A 24359-nucleotide genomic window follows, 5' to 3' on the forward strand; every position below is an offset into this window, starting at 1 on the left:
AAGCGCTATTTTGAAATGTCTCCGGCCTGACAATTCTGCGACAAAGTTGTCGGGCCGAGCGGGTCTTCATCTTTCGTCGGATGGATGGCCGAAGCGATTCTGTTGCAGTGCAACAGGAGCATGGGGTGACTGAACGGTGCGGCTGGCTTCGAGATCATGATTTCAGAGGATCATCTGAAGCGCATTGCCGCCTGGTCGCGTGAGCTCACACCAGCCGAGATCGAGGTCGCGCGCGCCGGAATTACGGAACGGTCCTACGGCACCGGCGAGAGCGTGTTCATGCGCGGTGATATTTTTGCCTATTGGGCCGGCATGGTGGGCGGCCTTGCCCGTATGGGCGGGGTCTCGCGCGACGGCAAGGAGACCAGCCTTGCCGGGCTGACGGCAGGGGCCTGGTTCGGCGAGGGCAGCGTGCTCAAGAACGAGCCGCGCCGCTACGACGTGGTCGCGCTGCGCGACAGCCGCATCGCGCTGATGGAACGCAGCGCCTTCATGTGGCTGTTCGAGAACAGCGTCGGCTTCAACCGCTTCCTGGTGCGCCAGCTCAACGAGCGGCTGGGCCAGTTCATCGGCATGCTCGAGGTCAACCGCACGCTCGATGCCACCGCGCGCCTCGCCCGCAGCATCGCCTCGCTGTTCAACCCGATCCTCTATCCGGAATCGACCGCGCATCTGGAGATCACCCAGGAGGAGATCGGCGCGCTCTCCGGCATGTCCCGCCAGAACGCCAACCGCGCGCTGAACCGGCTGGAGAAGGAGGGGCTGCTGCGGCTGGAATATGGCGGGGTCACGATCCTCGATATCGCGCGGCTCGGGAGCTACGGGGAGGAGCGATGATCTGCGCATTCCCGGTGCTTCCGTGCTCATAGAGTTCGACCATCGCGCGTCGGACTCGCCTTACGTCGAGCGGGTATGGCGCAGCCGGAGCCGGCGTGGCGGCTCGTTCCTGTCGATGGCCGAGGGAAATATCGAGCTTGTGGTCACCAGGCTCCCGGAGTTTCTGGCGGTGTCGCTCCGAGGGCCGGTCACCCGCGGGACACTCGTCGAATGTCCCGCGAACGGCGAATGGCTCGCGATCCGGTTTCGGCTGGGAACCTACCTGCCGGAGATACCGACGAGCGCACTGATCGACCATCAAAACATGCAGTTGCCGGTGCTGCTCAACGGCCGTTTTCTGTTTTCGGGTCTAAGCTGGGACATTCCAGGCTACGACGATGCGGAGAGTCTCGTCGCTCGCATGGCGCGCGCGGGTGTCATCGCACGCAGCCACGCGACCGATGCGGCGATCGACGGCGACGTCGACTGGATGAGCCGGCGTTCGGTTCAGCGCCACTTTCGCCGCGTTACGGGCATGACGTTCAGCAGCCATCAGCAGATCGAGCGGGCGCGTCGCGCCGCGGCCTTGCTGGTGAGCGGCAGCTCCGTTCTGGACGCGACATCGGGCGCTGGCTATTTCGATCAGGCCCATCTTACCCGCTCGGTCAGGCAACTGATCGGCATGACGCCTGCGCGCCTCTCGCGCGAGCGGCCGCAATTGTCGTTTTCATACAAGACGACTACGTCCTGATCGCAACATGCCTGGATCGCTCCGGCCGCGCTGGTGGAGCAAACATCGGAGGAGCGCTGCGGTGAGTTTTAAGGCCTATCTCGACAATATCCAGGCCAAGACCGGCAAGAGCCCGGACCAGTTTCGCAAATGGGGCAAGGACCGGGGTTTTTCGACCGGGGCGGGATTGGCCGCCGGCGTGAAAGCGGGTGCCATCGTGGCCGCGCTCAAGGACGAGTTCGGCCTTGGCCACGGCCATGCGATGGCCATCGTCGCCCTTCTCAAGGGGAAGGCGTCGTAGGTGATGACGATGTCCAAGTCGAGACATGTGGCCGGCTGGGTCATGAGCGGGCTCGTGATTGCCTTCATGCTGTTTGATGCCGGGATGAAGCTCGTCCCGCTGGACGTCGTGATCAACGCGACCGCCGAGCTCGGCTATCCCCCCTCGGCCGATCTGGCGCGCGCGCTGGGCGTGGTGGCGCTGGCCTGCACCGCGCTCTATGCCCTCCCGCGAACGGCCGTGCTCGGTGCGATCCTGCTGACCGCCTATATGGGCGGCACGGTGGCGGTTCACTTGCGGGTCGGCAACCCGCTCTTCAGCCATATGCTGTTCGGCGTCTATCTTGCTGGTCTTGCCTGGGGCGGTCTCTATTTGCGCGATTCGCGGGTGGCGGCGTTGCTTCCTCTGCGATCGCCACCGGCGGAGGTCTGACGTCGTTACGGCGACGCCGTCATCGCGCATTGGCCGGCGCGTGCGCCGGCCACAGATCGGCGCGCCAGCGGATCGCGATTGCCAGCATCGCGACGAATCCTGCGCCGGCATAGAGCGAGCCCGTCGCGGAATAGCCGATGACGTCGATCAGGCTGCCGGCCGCGAGCAGTCCGATCGGCAATCCATAGATCACCATCATGCGCACGCCCATGACACGGCCGCGCAGATGTGCGCTCGCGGTGCGCATCAGGATGACGGCAGCCGAGATCATCGACATGCTCTGGGCGATACCGGCGAGGACGAGGCAGGCCATCGCCACCGGCATCGTCCTGACCTCGACGAACACCAGCAGCATTGCGTACCAGGCCAGCGTTGCGCCGATCAGGAGCCGGGCAATGCGTACGCCACTGACCAGGCTGAGCGTGATGGAGCCGATTAGCGAGCCGACGGCGAAGCTCGCCGAGAGATATCCGAGGCCGGTCTGATCCGTGTGAAAGATCTCCCGCGCGATGTAGGGCAACAATCCGCCCGTGAAAGGAAATGCGGTGAGATTCGCCAGAAAAGCGACGCACAGCGCCGCGCGCATTGCCGGCCCGTTCCAGGCATAGACGATCCCCTCTTTGAGGTCGCCAAGCAGCCGCGAAACGGTGTGGCTGCTTGCGGGAAGATCGCTCGTGGTGACGGTCCTTTTCGGCTGGGTCAGGCAGAGCATGAGAAGCGCTGCCGTGAAGTAAAGGCAGGCGATCGCCACATAAACGAGGCCGATACCGAGCACGGCGAACAGCCCGGCCCCCGTCAACGCTCCGGCAATGCGCGCGCTGTCCTGGGTCGTGCGCGCAACACTGATGGCGCCCACCAGCTGCTCGGCCGGCATGATATCGGCGAGCAGCGCGCCGCGAACGCCGAGATCGGAGGGGCGGATCAAGCCCATGATCGTGACGATGATCATGACGCTCAGCGGCGACAGATGACCGCTCAGCGCGAGGACCATGATGGTCGACGACAGCGCCGTATAGGCAAGGCGCATGACGACCAGGAGATCGCGATGGCCGATCCGGTCGCCGATCATGCCGAACACGGGCGCGACCAATGTTCCGACGAACTGGAGTGAAGCCAGCAGCGTGAGCAGCAGCACCGAGCCGGTCTCGACGATGACGTACCAGCCGAGCACCAGCGTCTCGACCTCGAAGGCCCAGGAGGTGAGCAGATCGGACGGCCACTGGAAGCGGTAGTTGCGGATGCGGAATGGCGCGAGCGCCGAAGGTCGTGCAGTGGCGCTCACGACGCGATGACGCGTGTCACGGCGATTTCCTTAACCTTGTTGTTTCTTCTTGCTGTGGCGCAACCTAACGCTGGCGATGCCGGTGTCAATCGCAGTCGCCGCAGGCCGCCCCCGCGCTCGGCTCTTACCTCGCCGCGCTGGCCGCTTTCCTGTCGGCCAACGCACTTGCCATGGCCGAGATCAGAGGACGCATGAAATAGGCTTCGTCGGCGGGCGAGACGTCCGTGCGCAAGCCATGCGCTGCTAGCTCGCCGGAAACGGCCGGGCCGACCGATGCGATCAGCGTGCGTTCGAGACCTGCGCGCAGCTTCGTCTCGCTGCCGCGCGCCTTGGCAACCTCGATCAGCCGGCGGACCTGGCCGAGATTGGTCAGGGCGATCGAGTCGATGCGTCCCTCTGCCATGTCGTCAATGGCGGCGACGATGTTGGCATCGGCAGCCTTGGAATCGTAGACGTAGGGCAGCACCGTATCGACGTCGGCGCCTTGCGCGGCCAGCGCGCCGGTCAGCGCGCTATGATCCTTGTCGGGATAGAGCTGCAGACCGAGGCGCCGCCCCTTCAGGTCGAGTCTGGCCAGCATCTCGATCACGCCTTCGGTGGTCGGCTTCTCCGTGGTCTGCTGCGCCTCGAGGCCCATCTCGCGCAGTGCCTTGCCCGGCTTCGGGCCGCGGGTGAATTTTTGCGCTTTGGCGAGCACCGCGACAAGGGCGGCGTCGAGGTCGCGGGCACGGGCGAGCTTCATGATGCGGCGCAGGCCTTCGCCGGTCATCAGCACGAGATCGTCGAAGGGCTTGTCGATGGCGCGGCGGATCCAGGCCTCGACTGGAGCCGGGTCCGGCGCATCATGGATGGTGAACATCGGGCATTGCACGACCTCGGCGCCTTGCTCGGCCAGAAGCTTGGAAAACTGCGCCTCCTCGCGCGTTTCCAGGATCAGGATGCGGTAGCCGTTCAAGCGGTCGGCCATGGGTATGCTCCGTTGAGAATTCGCAATTGTCCGTTCATCCTGACTCCGCGGTTGGGATTGGCGCAAGGGCGGGTCGGTGCTAGAGCAGGGCGCAATCCGCTGGATCGTTCCGCTGCACAAACCTTCATCAAGAGCCGAGCCTTGCCCGACCATCAATACGTCCTGACCCTGTCCTGTCCGGATCGCCCAGGCATCGTCTCGGCGGTCTCGACGTTTCTCGCTCATAACGGACAGAACATCCTCGACGCCCAGCAGTTCGACGACGTCGAGACCAAGAAGTTCTTCATGCGGGTGGTGTTCACAGCGGCCGATCTTGCCGTGGAACTCGCGGCACTGCAGACCGGCTTCGCCGCGATCGCCGAGCGTTTCGGCATGGAATGGCAGATGCGCGACCGCGCTGCGCATCGCAAGGTGATGCTGCTGGTCTCGAAGTCCGATCACTGCCTGGTCGACATCCTCTATCGCTGGCGAACCGGCGAATTGCCGATGATTCCGACCGCGATCGTCTCCAATCACCCGCGCGAGGTCTATGCCGGGCTCGATTTCGGCGGCATCCCCTTCCACCATTTGCCCGTCACCAAGGAGACCAAGCGCGAGCAGGAGACACAGATCATGGACCTCGTCGGCAAGACGAAGACCGATCTGGTGGTGCTCGCCCGTTACATGCAGATCCTGTCCGACGATCTCTCGGCAAAGCTGTCGGGGCGCTGCATCAACATCCACCACTCATTCCTGCCGGGCTTCAAGGGTGCCAAGCCCTATCACCAGGCCCATGAGCGCGGCGTCAAGCTGATCGGCGCCACCGCGCATTACGTCACGCGCGACCTCGACGAGGGCCCGATCATCGACCAGGACGTCGAGCGCATCAGCCATCGCGACACGCCGGAAGATCTGGTCCGCAAAGGCCGTGACATCGAGCGCCGCGTGTTGGCCCGGGCCATCCGCTACCATCTCGACGACCGCGTCATCCTCAACGGCCGCAAGACCGTGGTGTTCGTGGATTAGCGAATGGGGGACGAATGGTGAGTGGAGGGGGAGCGCGCCCTATTCGCTACTCCCTGTTCGCCATTCGCTTCCTCAGCGCCCCGCGCCAGCCGACGTCGTCCCCGTCGCGCCCTTCTGGGCCTGTTCTTCCTTCTCGCGATCGGTCGCCGGCATCAGCCGCTTGCGCTCGCGCTCCTTCATGTAGGCATCGTATTGCGGCGTGCCGGGCCGCGGCGGCGCATCAGCGGGCAGGCCGCCGGCCCATTGCGGGACGTAGTCGCCCATCCCGGCGGAGAGCTTCTCGTTGACCGTCCCGCAGCCTGCGAGATTGAGCAGGGCGAGTGCGGCGGCGATCGAAAGCGAGCGAGAACGCATGAATATCTCTGGTCGTGCCCCCGACGGGGCGCGGATGGTGGAGCGCCATAGGCGTTAGCGGCAACCAATCTCTCAATAGGTAAAATTGGCCTATTCGAGGGAGGGCAAAGCTGTATACAGAGAAGGTATTATAATAGGCATAGTTTGTACTTGATGAGGTCGCCGCTGTTGGTACGGTATACACCGGGTATTTGTCATTGGACGGATCGTAGGACGGGGCATGCCACGGACGCACTTAAGATGTCCGGATTCTGCAAATGAGAGACTGAATCCTCCATCCCCGGTGTGGTGCGGCCCTCGTAGGGTGGCAAGGCCATCGCCCTCCGGCCCAGTGTCACAGGGCTTTTTCGTTGACAGGACCATTTCATTTGTACAATCGTACAAATAGCTCTCCGCCGTTGTTGAGGCAGATTGCGCGGCTTGCGCCGAATGGTCGCCCGACGTTCGATTGACAACGGGGTTACAGAGGACGCCATGTGGCCGCACGGCATGGCTTGTCCGTGAGTGAAGCGCGGCAAGGACCGGGTACTCGGTCCGCCGCACAAGAGGTGAGGAATGAAGGGGAGGGACATCTGATGTTCGAACGCAGGATTTTTTTACGCACCGCAGCGGTCGTTGCGATCGCGGGCCTCGCGGCCGTCGCGCCTGCCAAGGCGCAAGACACGGTCAAGATCGGGCTGATCCTGCCGATGACCGGCGGCCAGGCCTCGACCGGCAAGCAGATCGAGAACGCGATCAAGCTCTACATGCAGCAGAAGGGCGACACCGTCGCCGGCAAGAAGATCGAAATCATCGTCAAGGACGACGCGGCGATCCCGGATAAGACCAAGACTGCCGCGCAGGAGCTGATCGTCAACGACAAGGTCAACTTCATCGCCGGCTTCGGCGTGACGCCGGCCGCGCTCGCCGCCGCGCCGCTGGCCACTCAGGCCAAGATTCCTGAAGTCGTGATGGCGGCCGGCACCTCCATTATCACCGAACGTTCGCCCTATATCGTGCGCACCAGCTTCACGCTGGCGCAGTCCTCGACCATCATCGGCGATTGGGCGGTGAAGAACGGCATCAAGAAGGTCGCGACGCTGACCTCGGACTACGCGCCGGGCAATGACGCCCTCAACTTCTTCAAGCAGCATTTCACGGCCGGCGGCGGTGAGGTGGTCGAAGAAGTCAAGGTGCCGCTGCAGAACCCCGACTTCGCTCCGTTCCTGCAGCGCATGAAGGACGCAAAGCCGGACGCGATCTTCGTGTTCGTGCCGGCGGGCCAGGGCGGCAACTTCATGAAGCAATATGCCGAGCGTGGCCTCGACAAGGCCGGCATCAAGGTGATCGGGCCGGGCGACGTCACCGACGACGATCTGCTCAACAACATGGGCGACGCCGTGCTCGGCACGGTCACCGCGCATCTCTATTCCGCGGCGCACCCCTCGCAGATGAACAAGGATTTCGTCGCGGCCTACAAGAAGGCCTTCGGCAACCGTCCGGGCTTCATGGCCGTGGGCGGCTATGACGGCATCCACCTGATCTACGAGGCGCTGAAGAAGACAGGTGGCGACACCAACGGCGACAAGCTGATCGAGGCCATGAAGGGCCAGAAGTGGGAGAGCCCGCGCGGTCCGATCTCGATCGACCCCGAGACCCGCGACATCGTGCAGAACATCTACATCCGCAAGGTCGAGAAAGTGGATGGCGAACTCTACAATGTCGAGTTCGCGACCTTCGAGGCTGTCAAAGATCTCGGCAAGACCAAGAAGTGACGCGCGAAAGCGCGTCATCCGGGGCGCGCATGAGCGCGAACCCCGGGGATCTCTCTCCAGCGTCATGCCCGGGCTTGACCCGGGCATCAACGCGGCGGCCCAGACAAGAACGTGGATGGCCGGGACAAGCCCGGCCATGGCGGATTACTCAAGCTGAGACAATGACCGCAATCCTCACCAACCTGTTCGATGGCGTCGCTTACGGCATGCTGCTGTTCGTGCTCGCCTGCGGGCTCGCGGTCACGCTCGGCCTGATGAACTTCGTCAATCTCGCCCACGGCGCCTTCGCGATGGCGGGGGGCTATATCTGCATGGTGCTGGTCAACCGGATGGGCTGGCCGTTTTTCGCCGCTTTGCCGCTCGCTTTCGTGTCCTCGGCTGCAATCGGCATCGCGCTCGAAAGGACGCTGTACCGTCATCTCTACGCCCGCAGCCATCTCGACCAGGTGCTGTTCACGATCGGCCTGACCTTCATGTCGGTGGCAGCCGTCGATTACATCCAGGGATCCTCGCGGGTCTTCATCAATTTGCCCGCCGCGCTCCAAGGCCAGTTCGATCTGTTCGGCGTCGGCATCGGCCGCTACCGGCTGATGATCATCGTGATCTGCGGCCTGCTGACCATCGCGCTTCAAATGGTGCTGGCGAAGACGCGTTTCGGCAGCCGCCTGCGGGCGGCGGTCGATGACCCCCGCGCCGCGAGCGGTCTCGGCATCAACGTGCCGCAGGTATTCGCCTTCACATTTGCCTTCGGTTGCGGGCTCGCCGGCCTCGGCGGCGCGCTCAGCGCCGAGATCCTCGGCCTCGATCCGTATTTCCCGCTGAAGTTCATGATCTACTTCCTGATCGTGGTCACCGTCGGCGGCTCCTCCTCGATAACGGGCCCGTTCCTCGCCTCGCTGCTGCTCGGCATCGGCGACGTCGCCGGCAAATATTACGTGCCGAAGATGGGCCCCTTCGTGATCTACACCATCATGATCGTGATCCTGATCTGGCGCCCGAACGGCCTGTTCGGCCGAACGGCCGCGCGTTGAGTTCACCAATGAGCGCTGCTTCCGACGTCGGCTACCATGCCCAGCGCCAGGCGCGCTGGCACTACGGCGAAATCGCCTTCTGGCTGATCGTGCTGGCCTGCGGTTTCGCATTTCCGTCGCGCTATCTGATCATGACCGACATCCTGCGCCTCGCGCTGTTCGCGATGTCGCTCGATCTCATCCTCGGCTATGCCGGCATCGTTTCGCTGGGCCATGCCGCCTTCTTCGGCGTCGGCGCCTATGCCGCGGGGCTGCTGGCGCTGCACGGCATCGTCAAGGAGCCCGTGCTGGCGCTGATCGTCGCCGGCCTTGCCGCCATGGTGCTCGGCTTTGCCACCAGCTTTCTGGTGATCCGCGGCGTCGACCTGACGCGCCTGATGGTGACGCTCGGCATTGCGTTGCTGCTGGAAGCGCTCGCCGAGCGCTTCTCCAATATCACCGGTGGGACCGACGGCCTGCAGGGCATCGAGATGCAGCCGATCTTCGGCGAGATCCCGTTCGACATGTTCGGCAAGGCCGGCTTCTTCTATTCGCTCGCCGTGTTGTTCCTGCTGTTCCTGTTGGCCCGCCGCGTCGTAAATTCCCCGTTCGGCCTGTCGCTGCGCGCCATCAAGAACAATCCTCTCCGCGCCGCCGCCATTGGCATTCCGGTCAACCGCCGCCTGGTCGCGATCTATACGCTGGCTGCGTTCTATGCCGGCATTGCGGGCGCGCTGTTCACCCAGACGACCGCGATCGCCTCGCTCGACGTGTTCGCCTTCGAGCGCTCCGCGGACCTGATGCTGGTGCTGGTGATCGGCGGTACCGGCTATCTCTACGGCGGGCTGGTCGGCGCGGTGATCTTCCGCCTGCTCCAGGAATTGTTCTCGACCATCACGCCGCAATACTGGCAGTTCTGGATCGGCCTCGTGCTGGTCGTGATCGTGCTGGTCGGCCGCCAGCGCCTGCATCGCTGGGTGCTGTATGTGCCGAACCTGATCATCAGGCGGATTGCGGGGCGCAAGGCGATCGTTGCCGTGCCGGAGAGCGATTCATGACCATCGCGCTCGAAACCCAGAATCTCGAAAAGCAGTTCGGCGGCCTGCGCGTCACCCGCGATCTGTCCTTGAAGGTCGAGCAGGGCGCCCGCCACGCGCTGATCGGTCCGAACGGTGCCGGCAAGACCACGGTCATCAACCAGCTCACGGGCGTGCTGAAGCCGAACTCGGGCCGCATCCTGCTCGAAGGGCAGGACATCACCGATCTGCCGGTGCACAAGCGCGTGCTGCGCGGGTTGTCGCGCACGTTCCAGATCAACCAGCTCTACCCGGACCTGACTCCCCTGGAGACCATCGGGCTCGCGGTCTCCGAGCGCCTCGGCCATGGCGGCGACTGGTGGCGACGGATGGGCACGCGCAGTGACGTCAATGGCGAGACCGCCGATCTGCTCTCCCGCTTCCATCTGCTCGACGTCATGAACGAAGAGACCGTGACGCTGCCCTACGGTAAGCAGCGCCTGCTCGAGATCGCGGTGGCCATTGCGGCCAAGCCGCGCGTGCTGCTGCTCGACGAGCCCGCCGCCGGCGTGCCCGAGAGCGAGCGCCACGACATTCTCGCCGTCGTGGGCAGCCTGCCGCGGGACGTCACCGTGCTCCTGATCGAGCACGACATGGACCTCGTGTTCTCCTTTGCTGATCGCATCTCGGTGCTGGTCTCGGGCGCGCTGCTGACCGAAGGCCCGCCCGAAGAGGTCGCGCGCGATCCGCAGGTGAAGGCGGTCTATCTCGGCGAGGAGGCGGTCGATGTCTGACCTGCTCGCGATCGATTCGCTTCGCGCCGGCTACGGCGAGGCGGTGGTGCTGCCGAAGATGACGCTCCGCCTCGCCGAAGGACAGGTGCTGGCGCTGCTCGGGCGCAACGGCACCGGCAAGACCACGCTGATCAACTCCATCGTCGGCGTCACGCGCCGCTTCGCAGGCTCCATTGCGCTGGCCGGCACCGATGTGACGGCGATGCGGCCCGACCAGCGGGCGCGCGCCGGCATCGGCTGGGTGCCGCAGGAGCGCAACATCTTCCGCTCGCTGACGGTGGAAGAGAACATGACCGCCGTAGCGCAGCCCGGTCCCTGGACGGTCGAGAAGGTGTACGAGATGTTCCCGCGGCTGAAGGAGCGGCGGAGCAATTTCGGCAACCAGCTCTCCGGCGGCGAGCAGCAGATGCTGGCGATCGGTCGCGCACTTACCCTCAATCCGAAAGTCCTGCTGCTGGACGAGCCGATGGAGGGCCTTGCGCCCATCATCGTCGAGGAACTCTTGAAGGCGATCGGGACCATCACCCGGTCCGGAGGTATCTGCTCGATCATCGTAGAGCAGAATGCCCAAAAGATTCTGGGGCTCGCCGATCGCGTTGTGATATTGGAGCGCGGAACGATCGTCCACGACGCTCCGAGCGCCGCGCTGAAGACCGACCCCTCTGTCCTGGAGCGCCATCTCGGCGTCGCCGGGGCGGCGGCCCACTAAGATGTCCAGGGAGTAACACATGCAGCGAACCACAGCCCCCTTCCGCGCCGACGAGGTCGGCAGCCTCCTGCGTCCGCTCAAGATCAAGGAAGCCCGTAGCCGGCTGGAGAAGGGCGAGATCTCGGCCGACGATCTGCGCAAGATCGAGGACATGGAGATCGAGAAGGTCGTGCACAAGCAGGCCTCGATCGGGCTGAAGCTCGCGACCGACGGCGAATTCCGCCGCTCCTGGTGGCATTTCGACTTCCTGGCCAAGCTCACCGGCTGCGAGCTGTTTCACCCCGACACCGGCATCCAGTTCACGGGCGTGCAGACCCGTCACGATGCGGTCCGCGTCATCGGCAAGCTCGACTTTCCAGACAGCCACCCGATGCTGGACCACTTCCGCTTCCTGAGGAAGGTCGCCGACCAGGCTCACGTCACCGCCAAGATGACGATCCCTTCGCCGGCAGTGCTCCACTTCCGCGGCGGACGCAAGTCGATCTCCAAGGACGTCTATCCCGATCTCGACGCCTTCTACGAAGATCTCGGCAAGACCTACCGCAAGGCCGTGAAGGCGTTCTACGACGCCGGCTGCCGCTATCTCCAGTTCGACGACACCGTCTGGGCCTATCTCTGCTCGCAGGACGAATTGCAGAAGGCACGCGAGCGCGGCGATAATCCGGATGGGCTGCAACAGATCTATGCGCGCATCATCAACTACGCGCTGGCGGAGAAGCCGGCCGACATGGTGGTGACGACCCACGTCTGCCGCGGTAATTTCCGCTCGACCTGGATTTCCTCGGGTGGCTACGAGCCGGTGGCCGAGACCATGCTCGCCGGCACCAATTACGACGGCTACTTCCTGGAGTACGACAGCGACCGCGCCGGCGGTTTCGAGCCGCTGCGCTTCCTGCCCAAGGGCAACAAGGTTGTCGTGGTCGGCGTCATCACCTCGAAGTTCGGCGAGCTCGAGAAGAAGGACGACATCAAGCGACGCCTGGAAGAAGCCGCCAAGTTCGCGCCCTTGGAGCAGCTCGCGCTGTCGCCGCAATGTGGCTTTGCCTCGACGGAAGAGGGCAACATCCTCTCCGAGGAGGAGCAGTGGGCCAAGCTCAGCCTCGCGGTCGAGATCGCGAAGGAAGTGTGGGGGCAGTAAGGCTCCGCCGTTAAGGCTCACCCGTGTCCCGGACGCGCAGCAACGCTCCAGCGTTGCTGCGCAGAGCCGGGGCCCATGCTGCTCGACTTGCTGCGCGGAGCTATAGGCCTCACCTCTGCAGCGCACCGCTGAGAAGCGCTGCGCTGCGTCCGGGCACGAGTCACTTCTCCGCCAGATAGACCCCCACAGAGAGGAGTTCGACCATGGGCACGTGCTTGTTCTTCGGGGTCGAGATCACCTTGCCGCGCCTGGCTTTGCCGCGATTGAGCTCGTGCCGCTCGGCGGGCCGTGCCCCTGCACCTCCCACGTGATGATTCCTTCGCAGGCATTGATCATCTTGTCTGCCGGCGTCGTGTCCGCCGTGCAGCTCGGCTCGAGCTGATTGCGCGTGCCTGCGCGACCGCGGGCGGACCACAGGATCGCGGCGAGCAGGGCGACCGGGCAGGCGCGCACGGTAAGGAGGCGATCAGAGGAGAAGCGCCAGTTGTTGCTCGGCGGGGCCAGAGTGGGGCGCGGCTCGCGGCCGGAGCAAACTGTGAAGGAGGCGCTTGGATCCGCTATTCCCTCAGTGGGCAGATTTTGCTAGGAGATTGGTCCCAATCCGTCTGCCCACCGATTTCCCACTCATGAAGAACGACGAAATCCTGAGCCAGATCACCGACTTCTGCCGCAAGGCGGACATGGCGGAATCGACGTTCGGCCGGCGCGCGGTGAACGATGGGAAGCTGGTGCACCGCCTGCGCGAGGGAAAGCGCATCACCATCGACACGCTGGAGCGGATCCAGGCCTATATGGCGGCGTCGATGGCCGGCGGCGTGCCGCCGCCGCGGGGACTTCAGGTGCCGCCCGAGAAGCGCGATCCACGCGGCAATTTCCGCTTCTTCGAGAACCGCCAGAAATACCTGCTGTTCGTCCACACCTGCAGCGAAAAGCGGGTGATCGCGGACCGCGTCGCGCTGGAGCTTGCCTCCATCCATCCGCGCCCGCCGGCGCTGCGCCTGTTCGACGCCGGCGTCGGCGACGGAACGGTGCTGGCGCGGGTGCTGCGCGCCACGCACCAGCGCTTTCCGCACATGCCGTTCTACGTCGCGGGCAAGGAACTCAGCCTGGAGGATTTGCGCCTGACGCTGGAGAAGGTGCCGGACCGCATTTTCGAGCACCCGGCATCGGTGTTCGTGTTCACCAACATGTTCTACGCCGAGGCGCCCTGGCTGACGCCAGCGTCGCCCGCGGCGGCGGCCGCCACCGTCTGGCACGAGGTGCCGCTCCGCGGCGCTTCGTCGGGCGAGTTCGAGCAGCAGATCGCGGAGCTGAGGCCGTTTCTGGAGCAGAACTGGCGCGCTGCGATCAGCCCACGCACGGCCATGCCGCTCTACGAGCGGCCGGTCGTCCTCGTGCTCTATCGCGAGGACCACAGGTTCCTGCTCGATTCGACCATTCCGCGGCCAGGCCAGACTGAGGCCAATTTCGACCTCGTCATCGCATCCCAGCCGTACCGGGCCCTGTCATCGGTCAATTTCCGGGCCAAGCGGATCATTGCACCTCTGGCGCGGGCGCTGCGGCCGGGCGGCAGGCTGATCGGTATCCACTCCCATGGGCAGGATCCGGGCATGGAAATGATCCGGGCGATCTGGCCGGGAGAAAATCCTTTCTCAGTCAGCCGTCATGAGCTACTGCGTGCCGTTAAGTATGAACTTGGATCGGTGGGCCGCGACTTAAATTTTAATGCATACGCGGACAATCGTTCGATCTTCAGGTATGATATGGAAGCTCTGCCCAACGAGGTCACCGGCACCATCGGAACCTCGACGGCCTTTGCAGCGTGGAATGCGGCGGTGTATGTCGCTCAGATTGAGGACGACCGATTGACAGAAATGACTCAAAACGGCCGCACTCTGGATGCCGCCAGGGATGTGCTGCGGAAGTACAACGGGCTCTGGTTTCTCGACGAATCCTACGTCATCTCGCGCCGGCGTGATTGACATCATCAAAAGTAAACATCGCAAACGCCCGCCAGCTAGCGGCGGAACAAGGGGTTACTGATGCGCGCGTCCTATCTCTTCACCAGCGAGTCCGTGTCCGAGGGCCATCCGGACAAGGTCTGTGACCGGATCTCCGATGAGATCGTCGACCTGTTCTACCGTGAAGGGCCTAAGGCGGGCATCGACCCCTGGCAAATCCGCGCCGCCTGCGAGACGCTCGCGACCACCAACAAGGTGGTGATCGCCGGCGAGACCCGCGGCCCGAAGTCGGTGACCAACGAGCAGATCGAGAGCGTCGTGCGCGGCGCGATCAAGGACATCGGCTACGAGCAGGAAGGCTTCCACTGGAAGACCTGCGACATCGAGATCCTCCTGCATCCGCAATCGGCCGACATCGCCCAGGGCGTCGATGCGCTGCAGCCGGGCGAGGTCAAGGAAGAAGGCGCGGGCGACCAGGGCATCATGTTCGGCTACGCCACCAACGAGACGCCCGATCTGATGCCGGCGCCGATCTTCTACGCCCACAAGATCCTGCGCCTGATCTCGGAAGCCCGCCACTCCGGCAAGGAGAAGGTGCTGGGTCCGGACTCCAAGAGCCAGGTCACCGTGCAGTACGAGAACGGCAAGCCGGTCGGCGTGCGCGAGATCGTCGTGTCGCACCAGCATCTGGTTCCCGACCTCAGCTCGAACCAGGTTCGCGAGATCGTCGAGCCCTATGTGCGCGAGGCGCTGCCGAAGGACTGGATCACCGCGAAGACGATCTGGCACATCAACCCCACCGGCAAGTTCTACATCGGCGGTCCCGACGGCGATTCCGGCCTGACCGGCCGCAAGATCATCGTCGACACCTATGGCGGTGCGGCCCCGCACGGCGGCGGCGCGTTCTCCGGCAAGGATCCGACCAAGGTCGACCGCTCCGCGGCCTATGCTGCGCGCTACGTCGCCAAGAACATCGTCGCCGCCGGTCTTGCCGACCGCTGCACCCTGCAGCTCGCCTACGCCATCGGCGTGGCGCGCCCGCTGTCGATCTACATTGACACCCACGGCACCGGTAAGGTTTCGGAAGACCAGCTCGAGAAGGCCGCCGCCAAGGCGATGGACCTCACCCCGCGCGGCATCCGCACTCATCTCGATCTCAACCGGCCGATCTACGCGCGCACCTCGGCCTACGGCCATTTCGGCCGCACGCCCGACAACGAGGGCGGCTTCTCCTGGGAGAAGACCGACCTCGTCGAGCAGCTCAAGCGCGCGCTCTAATAAACGCGACATCCCGGGGCGCGTACGCGAGCGAACCCGGGATCCTCATCTATCACGTCGAGATTCCGGGTTCGCCTCTTGGAAGTGCCCCGGAATGACGAGTTCAACAACAGGACACTCGCCATGAACGCGAAGCCCGGCTTCACCGATTACATCGTCAAGGACATTTCGCTCGCCGATTTCGGCCGCAAGGAGCTCTCGCTCGCCGAGACCGAGATGCCCGGCCTGATGGCCACCCGCGAGGAGTACGGCCCGAAGCAGCCGCTGAAGGGCGCGCGCATCGCCGGCTCGCTGCACATGACGATCCAGACCGGCGTGTTGATCGAGACGCTCGCCGCGCTCGGCGCCGACATCCGCTGGGTCTCCTGCAACATCTATTCGACGCAGGATCACGCTGCCGCTGCGATCGCCGCCGCCGGCATTCCCGTCTTCGCCGTCAAGGGCGAGACGCTGACCGAGTACTGGGACTACACCGCCAAGCTGTTCGACTGGCACGGCGGCGGTCACCCGAACATGATCCTCGATGACGGCGGTGACGCCACCATGTATGTCCATCTCGGTCTGCGCGCGGAGAACGGCGACACCGCCTTCCTCGACAAGCCCGGCTCCGAGGAGGAGGAAGTATTCTTCGCGCTTCTGAAGAAGCAGCTCAAGGAAAAGCCGAAGGGCTACTTCGCGGGGATCGCCAACAGCATCAAGGGCGTCTCCGAAGAGACCACCACCGGCGTGCATCGTCTCTATGACATGCAGAAAGCGGGCACGCTGCTGTGGCCGGCCATCAACGTCAACGACAGCGTCACCAAGTCGAAGTTCGACAACCTCTATGGCTGCCGTGAATCGCTGGTCGACGGCATCCGCCGCGGCACCGACGTGATGCTGTCGGGCAAGGTAGCGATGGTCGCCGGCTTCGGCGACGTCGGCAAGGGCTCGGCCGCCTCGCTGCGCCAGGCCGGCTGCCGCGTCATGGTCTCCGAGGTCGATCCGATCTGCGCGCTGCAGGCGGCGATGGAAGGCTACGAGGTTGTGACCATGGAAGACGCCGCGCCGCGGGCCGACATCTTCGTCACCGCCACCGGCAACAAGGACATCATCACCATCGAACACATGCGCGCGATGAAGGATCGCGCCATCGTCTGCAACATCGGCCACTTCGACAACGAAATTCAGATCGCGTCTCTGCGCAATCTGAAGTGGACCAACATCAAGCCGCAGGTCGACGAGATCGAGTTCCCCGACAAGCACCGCATCATCCTGCTGTCGGAGGGCCGCCTCGTGAACCTCGGCAATGCGATGGGCCATCCGTCCTTCGTGATGTCGGCGTCCTTCACCAACCAGACGCTGGCGCAGATCGAGCTGTTCGCCAACAACAAGGACGGCAAGTACGAGAAGAAGGTCTACGTGCTGCCCAAGACGCTCGACGAGAAGGTCGCCCGCCTGCACCTCTCCAAGATCGGCGTCAAGCTCACCGAGCTCCGCAAGGACCAGGCCGACTATATCGGCGTGAAGCAGGAAGGCCCGTACAAATCGGACCACTACCGCTACTGAGCCACCGGTTCGACCAACCATCGACGCAAAGCCCCGGAGCGATCCGGGGCTTTGTTGTTTCGGGGCATGGAATTCAACTCGCTTTGCAGTTGCGGCACGTTGATTGCCGATTGACGGCCAGCAGAGGCAGGCGGACAATCCGCCCCGGCGGAGGAAACCATGCAACAAGAACATTTCGACGTGCTGATCGTCGGCGCCGGGCTATCAGGCATCGGCGCCGGCTATCATCTGCAGACCAAGTGTCCGGCCAAGAGCTACGTCATCCTCGAGGGACGCGATTGCATCGGCGGCACCTGGGACCTCTTCCGCTATCCCGGCATCCGCTCCGACAGCGACATGTTCACCCTCGGCTATTCGTTCAAGCCGTGGACCGATCCGAAGGCGATCGCCGACGGGCCGCAGATCCTGAACTACGTGCGCGAGACTGCTAGCGAGAACAGCATCGACAAGCACATCCGCTTCCACCACCGCGTCAAGCGCGCGGCGTGGTCGACGCCGGATGCGCGCTGGACCGTCGAGGCCGAGCGTATCACGGGCGAGGGCGCGACCGAGCTGGTGCGCTTCACCTGCAACTTTCTATTCATGTGCTCAGGCTATTACAAATACGAAGCGGGCTATACGCCGGAGTTCAAGGGCGCCGCTGATTTCGCCGGCCGCCTCGTGCATCCGCAGAAATGGACCGAGGACATCGACTACGCGGGCAAGCGTGTCGTCGTGATCGGCTCGGGCGCGACAGCAGTAACGCTGGTGCCGGAGCTCGCCAAGCAGGCGGAGCAGGTCACCATGCTGCAGCGCTCGCCGACCTATGTGGTGTCGCGGCCGGCGCAGGATATCCTCGCCAACAAGCTGCGCCGCAACCTGCCGGCGAAGTTCGCCTATCACCTGATCCGCTGGCGCAACGTGATGTGGGGGATGTTCTTCTTCCAGCTCAGCCGGCGCAGGCCGGCGAAGGTGAAGGATCTCATCCTCAAGGGCGTGAGGATCGCGCTCGGCCCGGACTACGACGTCGCGACCCACTTCACGCCGCGCTACAATCCCTGGGACCAGCGGCTGTGCCTCGTGCCCGATGGCGACCTCTTCAAGGCGATCCGCGAGCAGCGCGCCAGCGTCGTCACCAGCGAGATCGAGACCTTCACGCATGATGGCATCCGTCTGAAGGACGGCCGCGAACTGGCGGCCGACATCATCGTGACGGCGACCGGGCTGGTGCTCCAGGTCGCCGGTGGCCTCGAGGTCAGCGTCGACGGCCGCTCCGTCGATTTCGCCAACACGCTGACCTACAAGGGCATGATGTATGCCGACGTGCCGAACATGGCCTCGGCCTTCGGCTACACCAACGCGTCCTGGACGCTGAAATGCGACCTCACCTGCGAATATGTCTGCCGCCTCATCAATTACATGGACCGGCACAATTTCCGCCAGTGCATGCCGCACAACGATGATCCCACCATCACCGCGCAGCCTTCGCTCGATTTCACCTCGGGCTACGTGCAGCGCTCGATTGCCAGGATGCCGAAGCAGGGCTCGAAGCGGCCCTGGCGGCTCCACCAGAACTACGCGCTCGACATCGTCTCGTTGCGCTTCGGTCGGATCGACGATGGCGTGATGCAGTATTCCTGATCTTGCTACGTAGGATGCCGGGATAGCCTCGCGTTCGCTTGAGACGAATCGCGACTTGCGGTAGTATTTTTGCGCTGCAAGAAGTTTATTTCCGACAACGTCTAAGTTCCGCGTCGTTGCCGTCGAAGGGGAGCGCGGGACATGCACGTCCTTGCCCTGGTCACGCAAAAAGGCGGAAGCGGCAAGAGTACGCTGTCCGTTGGACTGGCGGTGGCAGCAATGCAGCAAGCTGAGCGCGTCGCTCTCATTGAGGCGGACGCGCAAGGTACGATCTCGAAATGGAAAGAGCGCCGCGATCATCCCTATCCCCGCGTCGAGCGCGTTGCCGATCCAGCCGAGATCGAACCGTTGATCGCGCGGCTGAAGGCCGAAGGCGTCTCGCTTGCCATCATCGACACAGCTGCCACGACCAACGGCTTGGCAATGCGCGTCATCGCCTGCGCCGATCTCTGTCTCATCCCGGCGCGCCCGAGCCCGGCCGATATCGAAGCCGCAATTCCTACACTGATCGCCATTCGCAGGCTCAACCGCCGATTTGCCTTTATCCTCAATCAGACACCGACGCGAGGGTGCCGGCTGAGCGAAGCTGCCACATCGCTAAGCTCGCTCGGCGTGCTTGCACTCCCGTTTATTGCGCAGCGTAACGATCACCAGGATGCACTCGGAGCAGGGTTGGGCGTGACGGAGTTCGCACCGGCGGGCAAAAGCTTCGGACGAAATTGTAAGTTTGTTGGTTGGATCGCGGCGCACTTGGCCGAGGAGTCGGATGATTATGGGAAAGGCGCGCTCAAAGCTGCCTGCTGACGTTGCACGCACCGGGCGTCGCTCGCTGCTGGAACTGGCGGCGGAAGTGAGCCGTGCGGTCGACGAGGGCTTGGCCATGCCGCCGGGCTCATTCGCCGTCTTCCCGCAAGATGCGCCGCAGGTCGCGCAAGGAGCCCCTGCTCCTATGACTGTTCCGGCACAAGAAGCGGCCAGCGTCAATGTTGCAAGACCTGAACCTCCGAGCAGCACTGATCTCATCGTGGCCATGGCCAAGGAGTATCAAGCCCGCGCTTTGGACGGCATGAGCGCTACGCTCAACTTCGCCAACGACCTCGCAAAATCACGGCTGGCCAGTGTGACATCAGAGGCCAATGAAACCGTCGTCGTGGAAAGCGATCTCATCGACGCGATTGGGACGGCAGCCGAGTGTCGCACCCTCGTGCTCGAACTGATGAAGGTTAATGCGGGCGCGACCTTGGAGTATGCGCGGGAGCTAGGGCGTGCAAAGACTCTGGCAGAGTTGGTTGAGCTGTCGGGCACGCATGCGCGAAAGCAATGTGAGTTGGTCCTGAAGCAAACCGAGTTGCTGAGGTCGCTTGCTCAAAGCATGACAAAGCCCAGTGCCAGGTGATGCAGCTCGCCTGCGCGAAGGGCGGGACCAAAACCCGAGCGGTCGCCGAGATGGTCGGCGACGAGCGGGCCGACGATCGTGCCGAGGTCATGTCATCCTCTTGCGCGCGACGGCGTGCAGATCATCCTGTCTGCGTGGCGCGGCGGCGGCGGAATTCCTGCACGGGCACGCCGCCCCAGCCCCAATTGTCGGTGTCGACTTCCTCGATCACGACGAAGGTGGACTCGAGCGGCTTGCCGAGCACGTCGCGCAGCAGCTCGCTCGAGCCCTTGATCAGTGCGGCCTTCTCCTCCGCCGTGAGCGACGCCGCAACCGGCGCCGTTCCCTCGCGGGTCACTTGAATGGTGACGATGGGCATTGTCGTTCTCCTCGCTCAGTGGCCGGCGCTCTGGCCGCCGTCGACATGCAGGATCTCGCCGGTGACGAAGGAGGCACGTTCGAGATAGAGCACGGCATCGACGATGTCGGACATCTCGCCCATGTGGCCGACCGGGTGCAGCGCGTCGAGCTGCGCGTGCGTCGCGACCGGGTGCATCGGCGACTTGATGATGCCGGGCGACACCGCATTCACGCGGATGCCGCGCCTGGCGTATTCGATCGCGAGCGACTTGGTCGCGGCGTTCAGCCCGCCCTTGCTCAGCGAGGCCAGCACCGAGGGCACATTCGAATTGGCCTGATCGACCAGCGTCGTCGTGATTTGGACGACGTGGCCAGACCCCTGCTTCTCCATTTCGGCGATGGCAAGCTGCGTGATGTTGAAGAAGCCCGCGACATTGGTGCCCATCACTGCGGCATAGTCCTCGGCCGTGTACTGGGTGAACGGTTTTGCGACGAAGATGCCCGCGTTGTTGACCAGCGTGTCGACTCGGCCGAAGCGGGCGATCGCTTGCGACACCGCGCGCTCTGCGGTGGACCGCTCGGCGATGTCGCCTGCAACGGCGAGGACGTCGTCATCACCCGACGGCTTGATGGAGCGCGCCGTTGCGACGACGCGATAGTTGCGATCGCGAAAACCCTGGACCAGGGCGGCGCCGATACCCTGCGATGCACCGGTGATGATGGCGACCTTCTGCTCGATACCCATGACGGGCTCCTGTTGTTGGCTTGAAAACCTGCGCCAGCGGCGGCTGGCTTGGGCGTTGAGGTACGCTGCAGCGGCTTGCTTGCGAATATCCGCTGCCCGGCAGACACTCTTTCGCGACGCGAACGAATGCCGGATCGATCCTTGCGGAGGTTGTCGCAGCCGGCGCAACGCCTAGCTTTCAGCCGAAATCTCAGGGGCTGCGGCGAGCGCATGGATCGTCTGGACGCGATGAAGGTGTTTGTCCTTGCGGTGGACGAGGGCAGCTTGGCTGCCGCAGGACGCAAGCTCGGCCGATCGCCGGCTGCGGTGAGCCGCGCCATCGCCTTTCTGGAGCAGCGGGTCGGCGCCGAGCTGCTGCACCGGACGACACGCTCGATCAAGCTGAGCGAGGAAGGCGAGCGTTATGTCGCGATCTGCCGCCGCGTGCTCACCGATCTGGAGGAGGCCGAGGACATCGCGGCCGGACCGCGCACGGCTCCGCGTGGTCTGCTCACGATCACCGCTCCGGTGGTCTCCGGCGAGATGGTACTGCGGCCGATCCTCGACGCGTTTCTCGACGCCTATCCGACCGTATCGGCAAAACTCCTGCTGTTCGACCGTGCGGTCAATCTGATCGAGGAAGGCGTCGATATCGCGCTTCGCATCGGTCCGCTGGCGGATTCGGCGATGGTGGCGATGCGGGTCGGCGGGATCAGCCGCGTCGTGGTGGCAGCTCCCCGCTACCTGAAACAACATCCGCGCATCACCGAGCCGGGCGATCTCGCCAAACACCAGATCGTCGCGATGGCGCATCTGCCCAATTCCTGGACCTTTGCGCCGCAGCCGGGCTCATCGGCGCCGCGCACCGTGCAGTTCACCCCGCGGCTCGTCGTCAACAGCACCTATGCGGCAGTGGCCTCCACTGTGGCCGGGCGCGGCGTGGCGCGGATGTATTCGTACCAAGTGGCCGAGCAGGTCTCGCGCCGCGAGCTCGAGATCGTGCTGGCGGACGACGAGGATCCGGAGATGCCGGCGCATCTGATCTGCCCGCAGGGCCGGCTTTCGGTGCCCAAGGTGCGCGCCTTCACCGACTTCGCCGTGCCCCGGCTGAAGAAGCAGTTTGCGCTGCTGAAGCAGAGCACCAAGGCGCGTTGAGCCGCTTCATGCCCCCGCAATGCGCGTTTTCGCGTATACGGCGGGGCGGCTGAATCGGCGATGGTTCCTGAACGGTTAACGCCGATTTAACGGATGAGTCCTACCCTGTCTCGGCCGGGGTTACTCGCAAGGCCGAGGTGAGCCCAATGGAAGCCCAGAGAATAGCGGTCGACGCCGTCGTCGCGCTGACCGATTGCGACCGCGACGCCGTCATCGCCTTCATCCGCCGCCTCTATCTCGCCGGCGTCACCGACCCCAAGCGCCTGACCTTCAAGGGCCTGCAGGCGCTGTCGCGGGCTTGATTCGGCTCGTTTCGGCCGGTTTGGACCCCAGTCCATCCCCTTGCTCTCCCCGGCGTGATTGCAACCCAGCGGTGAATATCTTGCCGCTCCGGCCGGGTCGGGCTACACGACACCCCGGCTGGGTCACTTGGGGATTGGGGAAATGTTGAAACAGCTTTTTGCGCCGCAGCTCGTCATTTTGTACGTGCTTGCGGCTTCGACGATTTACGTCCACTTCCGCGGCAAGCAGCGGCTGCGCTTCGCGCGCCAGCTCGGCGATCACTCAACCTATCTCGCACCTTACAATGTGCTGATGTATGCGGGCTCGGCGGTGCCGAACAAGCCGGTGATCTCGGTCGATCAGTTTCCGGAGCTGAAGCCCCTCCGCGAGAACTGGGAGACCATCCGCGACGAAGCTGTGCGCCTGTTCGATGAAGGTTTTATCCGCGCGGCGGCGAAGAACAACGATTGGGGCTTCTACTCGTTCTTCAAGAGCGGCTGGAAGCGGTTCTACCTGAAATGGTACGACGACTTCCTGCCGTCGGCGAACACGCTGTGCCCGAAGACGGTGGAGCTACTCAAATCGATCCCGAGCGTGCATGGCGCGATGTTCGCGATGCTGCCGCCCGGCGGCAAGCTCGGCGCTCACCGTGATCCCTTCGCCGGGTCTCTGCGCTATCACCTCGGCCTGGTCACGCCGAACTCGAACAAGTGCCGGATCCTCGTCGATGGCGTCGAATGCGTCTGGCGTGATGGCGAGGCCTTCATGTTCGACGAGACCTTCATCCACAGCGCCGAGAATGCGACCGACGTCAACCGCATCATCCTGTTCTGCGACGTCGAGCGCCCGATGAAGTACGGCTTCATGACCGCGATCAACCGCTGGGTCAGCCATCACATCGTCAAGGCGTCGGCGACCCAGAATGTCGACGGTGAGCACGTCGGCGTGCTCAACAAGGTGTTCGGCAAGCTCTACGAGATCCACCTCGCCAGCCGCAAGGTGAAGGAGTGGAACCGCAACGTCTACTACACGCTGAAATACGCGCTGGCGGCGCTGATCCTCGGCCTCATCGTGTATTCGGCACTGAACTGAGGCAAATGCGCGGGGCGGATCAGCGAAGCTTGGTCGGCCGTTGCCTCATCTCGATCCGCCCTAGCGCGATCGTCTGATCTCGGTCGGCATTGTCTAGTGATGGTGCTTGTGCTTGTGCCCTGCGGAGCCGTCGGGACGCTGATAGCCCCGTAACTCTGCATATCGCTGCATCTGGCTCTGATCGAGCACGGCAGCGGTTGAGAGGTGGTATTTGAGGTGGCTCTCGCGGAGCTGCCCCTGAGTTTCGGCAATGGCGCCAATGCTGGTCTTGAGCGCTTCCGATGTGACCCTGCGGGAAGAGAAGAGGTCTTCCAGCGCTCTCTCTTGCTCGACGAGCTTGTTACCCAGCGGAACGACTTCCTGTTTCATGGCATCGAACAGCCGTTGAACCTCGGCGCGCTGATCGGCGGTCAGGCCGAGACGATCACTGAGCTCGAGGACGTGGCTGGGACCGGGATATCCATTGAGCTCCGCAGCGAGAGCCAGGCCCATACCGCGTCCGGCGCGGAGATCGTCGATCTGTTGCTGTGACAGCGCCTTGATGGGGCGCTTCTCAAGGCCGGCATAGGGTTGACTGGACTGCGCGCCGGCTGTGCTGCCCGTGAGGAGGAGGGAGGCTGCAAGCAGAAGGACGCGGTTCATGAATCTGGCTCCCACCAAATGGAGCCGGCCGATGTCGA

At 63.9% G+C, this 24359-nt stretch carries 27 protein-coding genes; 20 read left to right on the plus strand and 7 right to left on the minus strand.

Annotation, left to right across the window (positions count from 1 at the left end; translation table 11 throughout):
• Nucleotides 1-156 precede the first annotated feature (156 nt).
• The 4 genes from I6F31_RS12150 (at nucleotide 157) to I6F31_RS12165 (ending at nucleotide 2258) form a co-directional block, all read left to right on the plus strand.
• A complete protein-coding gene (locus I6F31_RS12150) occupies nucleotides 157-837 on the plus strand; it encodes a Crp/Fnr family transcriptional regulator (RefSeq protein ID WP_036015705.1) in 681 nt (226 codons plus the stop codon).
• Between the two features lie 22 nt (nucleotides 838-859).
• Nucleotides 860-1567: a helix-turn-helix domain-containing protein gene (locus I6F31_RS36695; RefSeq protein ID WP_225185449.1), complete on the plus strand. Its 708-nt coding sequence runs from the start codon at nucleotides 860-862 to the stop codon at nucleotides 1565-1567.
• Between the two features lie 61 nt (nucleotides 1568-1628).
• Nucleotides 1629-1847: a DUF4287 domain-containing protein gene (locus I6F31_RS12160; protein ID WP_036015710.1), complete on the plus strand. Its 219-nt coding sequence runs from the start codon at nucleotides 1629-1631 to the stop codon at nucleotides 1845-1847.
• Between the two features lie 3 nt (nucleotides 1848-1850).
• Entirely contained in the window at nucleotides 1851-2258 is a 408-nt protein-coding gene (locus tag I6F31_RS12165) for a DoxX family protein (RefSeq protein ID WP_225185450.1), read from the plus strand.
• Between the two features lie 19 nt (nucleotides 2259-2277).
• Here the strand turns inward: I6F31_RS12165 and I6F31_RS12170 are convergent, their stop codons facing one another.
• Together I6F31_RS12170 and I6F31_RS12175 are read right to left on the minus strand one after the other, a co-directional pair.
• Entirely contained in the window at nucleotides 2278-3540 is a 1263-nt protein-coding gene (locus I6F31_RS12170; RefSeq protein ID WP_057028719.1) for an MFS transporter, read from the minus strand.
• 124 nt (nucleotides 3541-3664) lie between these two features.
• The gene (locus tag I6F31_RS12175) at nucleotides 3665-4507 is read right to left on the minus strand and encodes a uroporphyrinogen-III synthase (RefSeq protein WP_225185451.1); all 843 of its coding nucleotides are present in this window, start codon (nucleotides 4505-4507) and stop codon (nucleotides 3665-3667) included.
• 141 nt (nucleotides 4508-4648) lie between these two features.
• Here I6F31_RS12175 and purU point away from each other — a divergent pair, with 141 nt between their 5' ends.
• Nucleotides 4649-5512 (plus strand): formyltetrahydrofolate deformylase, encoded by an 864-nt coding sequence (gene purU, locus I6F31_RS12180; RefSeq protein WP_036015720.1) that lies wholly within the window; start codon nucleotides 4649-4651, stop codon nucleotides 5510-5512.
• Between the two features lie 72 nt (nucleotides 5513-5584).
• Here the strand turns inward: purU and I6F31_RS12185 are convergent, their stop codons facing one another.
• Nucleotides 5585-5866 (minus strand): hypothetical protein, encoded by a 282-nt coding sequence (locus tag I6F31_RS12185; protein WP_036015722.1) that lies wholly within the window; start codon nucleotides 5864-5866, stop codon nucleotides 5585-5587.
• A 575-nt stretch (nucleotides 5867-6441) separates the two neighbouring features.
• Here I6F31_RS12185 and I6F31_RS12190 point away from each other — a divergent pair.
• The 6 genes from I6F31_RS12190 (at nucleotide 6442) to I6F31_RS12215 (ending at nucleotide 12287) form a co-directional block, all read left to right on the plus strand.
• The gene (locus I6F31_RS12190) at nucleotides 6442-7620 is read left to right on the plus strand and encodes an ABC transporter substrate-binding protein (protein WP_036015725.1); all 1179 of its coding nucleotides are present in this window, start codon (nucleotides 6442-6444) and stop codon (nucleotides 7618-7620) included.
• Between the two features lie 161 nt (nucleotides 7621-7781).
• The gene (locus I6F31_RS12195; RefSeq protein ID WP_036015727.1) at nucleotides 7782-8651 is read left to right on the plus strand and encodes a branched-chain amino acid ABC transporter permease; all 870 of its coding nucleotides are present in this window, start codon (nucleotides 7782-7784) and stop codon (nucleotides 8649-8651) included.
• A gap of 8 nt (nucleotides 8652-8659) precedes the next feature.
• The gene (locus tag I6F31_RS12200) at nucleotides 8660-9688 is read left to right on the plus strand and encodes a branched-chain amino acid ABC transporter permease (protein WP_036029893.1); all 1029 of its coding nucleotides are present in this window, start codon (nucleotides 8660-8662) and stop codon (nucleotides 9686-9688) included.
• The gene (locus I6F31_RS12205) at nucleotides 9685-10440 is read left to right on the plus strand and encodes an ABC transporter ATP-binding protein (RefSeq protein ID WP_036015732.1); all 756 of its coding nucleotides are present in this window, start codon (nucleotides 9685-9687) and stop codon (nucleotides 10438-10440) included. Before I6F31_RS12200 ends, I6F31_RS12205 begins: the two co-directional genes overlap by 4 nt.
• A complete protein-coding gene (locus I6F31_RS12210) occupies nucleotides 10433-11149 on the plus strand; it encodes an ABC transporter ATP-binding protein (protein WP_036029900.1) in 717 nt (238 codons plus the stop codon). Before I6F31_RS12205 ends, I6F31_RS12210 begins: the two co-directional genes overlap by 8 nt.
• Nucleotides 11150-11168: 19 nt before the next feature.
• A complete protein-coding gene (locus I6F31_RS12215; RefSeq protein WP_225185452.1) occupies nucleotides 11169-12287 on the plus strand; it encodes a cobalamin-independent methionine synthase II family protein in 1119 nt (372 codons plus the stop codon).
• Nucleotides 12288-12447: 160 nt separating this feature from the next.
• Here I6F31_RS12215 and I6F31_RS12220 read toward each other — a convergent pair whose 3' ends face one another.
• On the minus strand, nucleotides 12448-12594 hold the full coding sequence (locus I6F31_RS12220) for a hypothetical protein (protein WP_157784118.1): 147 nt from the start codon (nucleotides 12592-12594) through the stop codon (nucleotides 12448-12450).
• 319 nt (nucleotides 12595-12913) lie between these two features.
• On the opposite strand from I6F31_RS12220, the gene I6F31_RS12225 reads away from it, so the two are divergent.
• The 6 genes from I6F31_RS12225 to I6F31_RS12250 all read left to right on the plus strand — a co-directional run bounded on the left by I6F31_RS12225 (nucleotide 12914) and on the right by I6F31_RS12250 (nucleotide 20087).
• Complete coding sequence (locus I6F31_RS12225; RefSeq protein ID WP_225150705.1) at nucleotides 12914-14269, plus strand: hypothetical protein; 1356 nt, start codon at nucleotides 12914-12916, stop codon at nucleotides 14267-14269.
• 60 nt (nucleotides 14270-14329) lie between these two features.
• Nucleotides 14330-15526, plus strand: a complete 1197-nt coding sequence (metK, locus tag I6F31_RS12230) for a methionine adenosyltransferase (RefSeq protein ID WP_128266405.1) — start codon at nucleotides 14330-14332, stop codon at nucleotides 15524-15526.
• Between the two features lie 123 nt (nucleotides 15527-15649).
• Nucleotides 15650-17071, plus strand: coding sequence for an adenosylhomocysteinase (gene ahcY, locus I6F31_RS12235; RefSeq protein ID WP_036015760.1), 1422 nt, complete (start codon nucleotides 15650-15652; stop codon nucleotides 17069-17071).
• Between the two features lie 159 nt (nucleotides 17072-17230).
• Nucleotides 17231-18691 carry an NAD(P)/FAD-dependent oxidoreductase gene (locus I6F31_RS12240; RefSeq protein WP_225185453.1) on the plus strand — a complete coding sequence of 487 codons (1461 nt, stop codon included), beginning with the start codon at nucleotides 17231-17233 and terminating at the stop codon, nucleotides 18689-18691.
• A gap of 141 nt (nucleotides 18692-18832) precedes the next feature.
• Nucleotides 18833-19495 carry a ParA family protein gene (locus I6F31_RS12245; protein WP_225185454.1) on the plus strand — a complete coding sequence of 221 codons (663 nt, stop codon included), beginning with the start codon at nucleotides 18833-18835 and terminating at the stop codon, nucleotides 19493-19495.
• Entirely contained in the window at nucleotides 19458-20087 is a 630-nt protein-coding gene (locus I6F31_RS12250) for a phasin family protein (protein WP_225185455.1), read from the plus strand. Before I6F31_RS12245 ends, I6F31_RS12250 begins: the two co-directional genes overlap by 38 nt.
• Nucleotides 20088-20208: 121 nt before the next feature.
• Here I6F31_RS12250 and I6F31_RS12255 read toward each other — a convergent pair whose 3' ends face one another.
• Together I6F31_RS12255 and I6F31_RS12260 are read right to left on the minus strand one after the other, a co-directional pair.
• Nucleotides 20209-20445 carry a 4-oxalocrotonate tautomerase family protein gene (locus tag I6F31_RS12255; protein WP_225185456.1) on the minus strand — a complete coding sequence of 79 codons (237 nt, stop codon included), beginning with the start codon at nucleotides 20443-20445 and terminating at the stop codon, nucleotides 20209-20211.
• 15 nt (nucleotides 20446-20460) lie between these two features.
• Nucleotides 20461-21171, minus strand: coding sequence for an SDR family oxidoreductase (locus I6F31_RS12260; protein WP_225185457.1), 711 nt, complete (start codon nucleotides 21169-21171; stop codon nucleotides 20461-20463).
• A gap of 210 nt (nucleotides 21172-21381) precedes the next feature.
• On the opposite strand from I6F31_RS12260, the gene I6F31_RS12265 reads away from it, so the two are divergent.
• The 3 genes from I6F31_RS12265 (at nucleotide 21382) to I6F31_RS12275 (ending at nucleotide 23679) form a co-directional block, all read left to right on the plus strand.
• Nucleotides 21382-22305: a LysR family transcriptional regulator gene (locus I6F31_RS12265; RefSeq protein ID WP_109143126.1), complete on the plus strand. Its 924-nt coding sequence runs from the start codon at nucleotides 21382-21384 to the stop codon at nucleotides 22303-22305.
• 146 nt (nucleotides 22306-22451) lie between these two features.
• Nucleotides 22452-22607 carry a hypothetical protein gene (locus tag I6F31_RS12270; protein ID WP_007612486.1) on the plus strand — a complete coding sequence of 52 codons (156 nt, stop codon included), beginning with the start codon at nucleotides 22452-22454 and terminating at the stop codon, nucleotides 22605-22607.
• A gap of 142 nt (nucleotides 22608-22749) precedes the next feature.
• Nucleotides 22750-23679 carry an aspartyl/asparaginyl beta-hydroxylase domain-containing protein gene (locus I6F31_RS12275; RefSeq protein ID WP_225152463.1) on the plus strand — a complete coding sequence of 310 codons (930 nt, stop codon included), beginning with the start codon at nucleotides 22750-22752 and terminating at the stop codon, nucleotides 23677-23679.
• Nucleotides 23680-23772: 93 nt separating this feature from the next.
• Here the strand turns inward: I6F31_RS12275 and I6F31_RS12280 are convergent, their stop codons facing one another.
• On the minus strand, nucleotides 23773-24321 hold the full coding sequence (locus tag I6F31_RS12280; RefSeq protein ID WP_225185458.1) for a periplasmic heavy metal sensor: 549 nt from the start codon (nucleotides 24319-24321) through the stop codon (nucleotides 23773-23775).
• Between the last annotated feature and the right edge of the window lie 38 nt (nucleotides 24322-24359).

It is taken from the genome of Bradyrhizobium sp. NBAIM01 (genome assembly GCF_020194115.1).
Lineage (GTDB): Bacteria > Pseudomonadota > Alphaproteobacteria > Rhizobiales > Xanthobacteraceae > Bradyrhizobium > Bradyrhizobium yuanmingense.

Bases quoted from the DNA above. Each gene is read 5' to 3' on its own strand.
- I6F31_RS12265 (WP_109143126.1), top strand. From the start codon at position 21,382: ATGGATCGTCTGGACGCGATGAAGGTGTTTGTCCTTGCGGTGGACGAG.
- I6F31_RS12175 (WP_225185451.1), bottom strand. From the start codon at position 4,507: ATGGCCGACCGCTTGAACGGCTACCGCATCCTGATCCTGGAAACGCGC.
- I6F31_RS12215 (WP_225185452.1), top strand. From the start codon at position 11,169: ATGCAGCGAACCACAGCCCCCTTCCGCGCCGACGAGGTCGGCAGCCTC.
- I6F31_RS12240 (WP_225185453.1), top strand. From the start codon at position 17,231: ATGCAACAAGAACATTTCGACGTGCTGATCGTCGGCGCCGGGCTATCA.
- I6F31_RS12270 (WP_007612486.1), top strand. From the start codon at position 22,452: ATGGAAGCCCAGAGAATAGCGGTCGACGCCGTCGTCGCGCTGACCGAT.
- I6F31_RS12195 (WP_036015727.1), top strand. From the start codon at position 7,782: ATGACCGCAATCCTCACCAACCTGTTCGATGGCGTCGCTTACGGCATG.
- I6F31_RS12190 (WP_036015725.1), top strand. From the start codon at position 6,442: ATGTTCGAACGCAGGATTTTTTTACGCACCGCAGCGGTCGTTGCGATC.
- I6F31_RS12280 (WP_225185458.1), bottom strand. From the start codon at position 24,321: ATGAACCGCGTCCTTCTGCTTGCAGCCTCCCTCCTCCTCACGGGCAGC.
- I6F31_RS12275 (WP_225152463.1), top strand. From the start codon at position 22,750: ATGTTGAAACAGCTTTTTGCGCCGCAGCTCGTCATTTTGTACGTGCTT.
- I6F31_RS12255 (WP_225185456.1), bottom strand. From the start codon at position 20,445: ATGCCCATCGTCACCATTCAAGTGACCCGCGAGGGAACGGCGCCGGTT.
- I6F31_RS12205 (WP_036015732.1), top strand. From the start codon at position 9,685: ATGACCATCGCGCTCGAAACCCAGAATCTCGAAAAGCAGTTCGGCGGC.
- I6F31_RS12210 (WP_036029900.1), top strand. From the start codon at position 10,433: ATGTCTGACCTGCTCGCGATCGATTCGCTTCGCGCCGGCTACGGCGAG.
- I6F31_RS12250 (WP_225185455.1), top strand. From the start codon at position 19,458: ATGATTATGGGAAAGGCGCGCTCAAAGCTGCCTGCTGACGTTGCACGC.
- ahcY (WP_036015760.1), top strand. From the start codon at position 15,650: ATGAACGCGAAGCCCGGCTTCACCGATTACATCGTCAAGGACATTTCG.
- metK (WP_128266405.1), top strand. From the start codon at position 14,330: ATGCGCGCGTCCTATCTCTTCACCAGCGAGTCCGTGTCCGAGGGCCAT.
- I6F31_RS12165 (WP_225185450.1), top strand. From the start codon at position 1,851: ATGACGATGTCCAAGTCGAGACATGTGGCCGGCTGGGTCATGAGCGGG.
- I6F31_RS12200 (WP_036029893.1), top strand. From the start codon at position 8,660: ATGAGCGCTGCTTCCGACGTCGGCTACCATGCCCAGCGCCAGGCGCGC.
- I6F31_RS12185 (WP_036015722.1), bottom strand. From the start codon at position 5,866: ATGCGTTCTCGCTCGCTTTCGATCGCCGCCGCACTCGCCCTGCTCAAT.
- I6F31_RS12225 (WP_225150705.1), top strand. From the start codon at position 12,914: ATGAAGAACGACGAAATCCTGAGCCAGATCACCGACTTCTGCCGCAAG.
- I6F31_RS12150 (WP_036015705.1), top strand. From the start codon at position 157: ATGATTTCAGAGGATCATCTGAAGCGCATTGCCGCCTGGTCGCGTGAG.
- I6F31_RS12245 (WP_225185454.1), top strand. From the start codon at position 18,833: ATGCACGTCCTTGCCCTGGTCACGCAAAAAGGCGGAAGCGGCAAGAGT.
- I6F31_RS12260 (WP_225185457.1), bottom strand. From the start codon at position 21,171: ATGGGTATCGAGCAGAAGGTCGCCATCATCACCGGTGCATCGCAGGGT.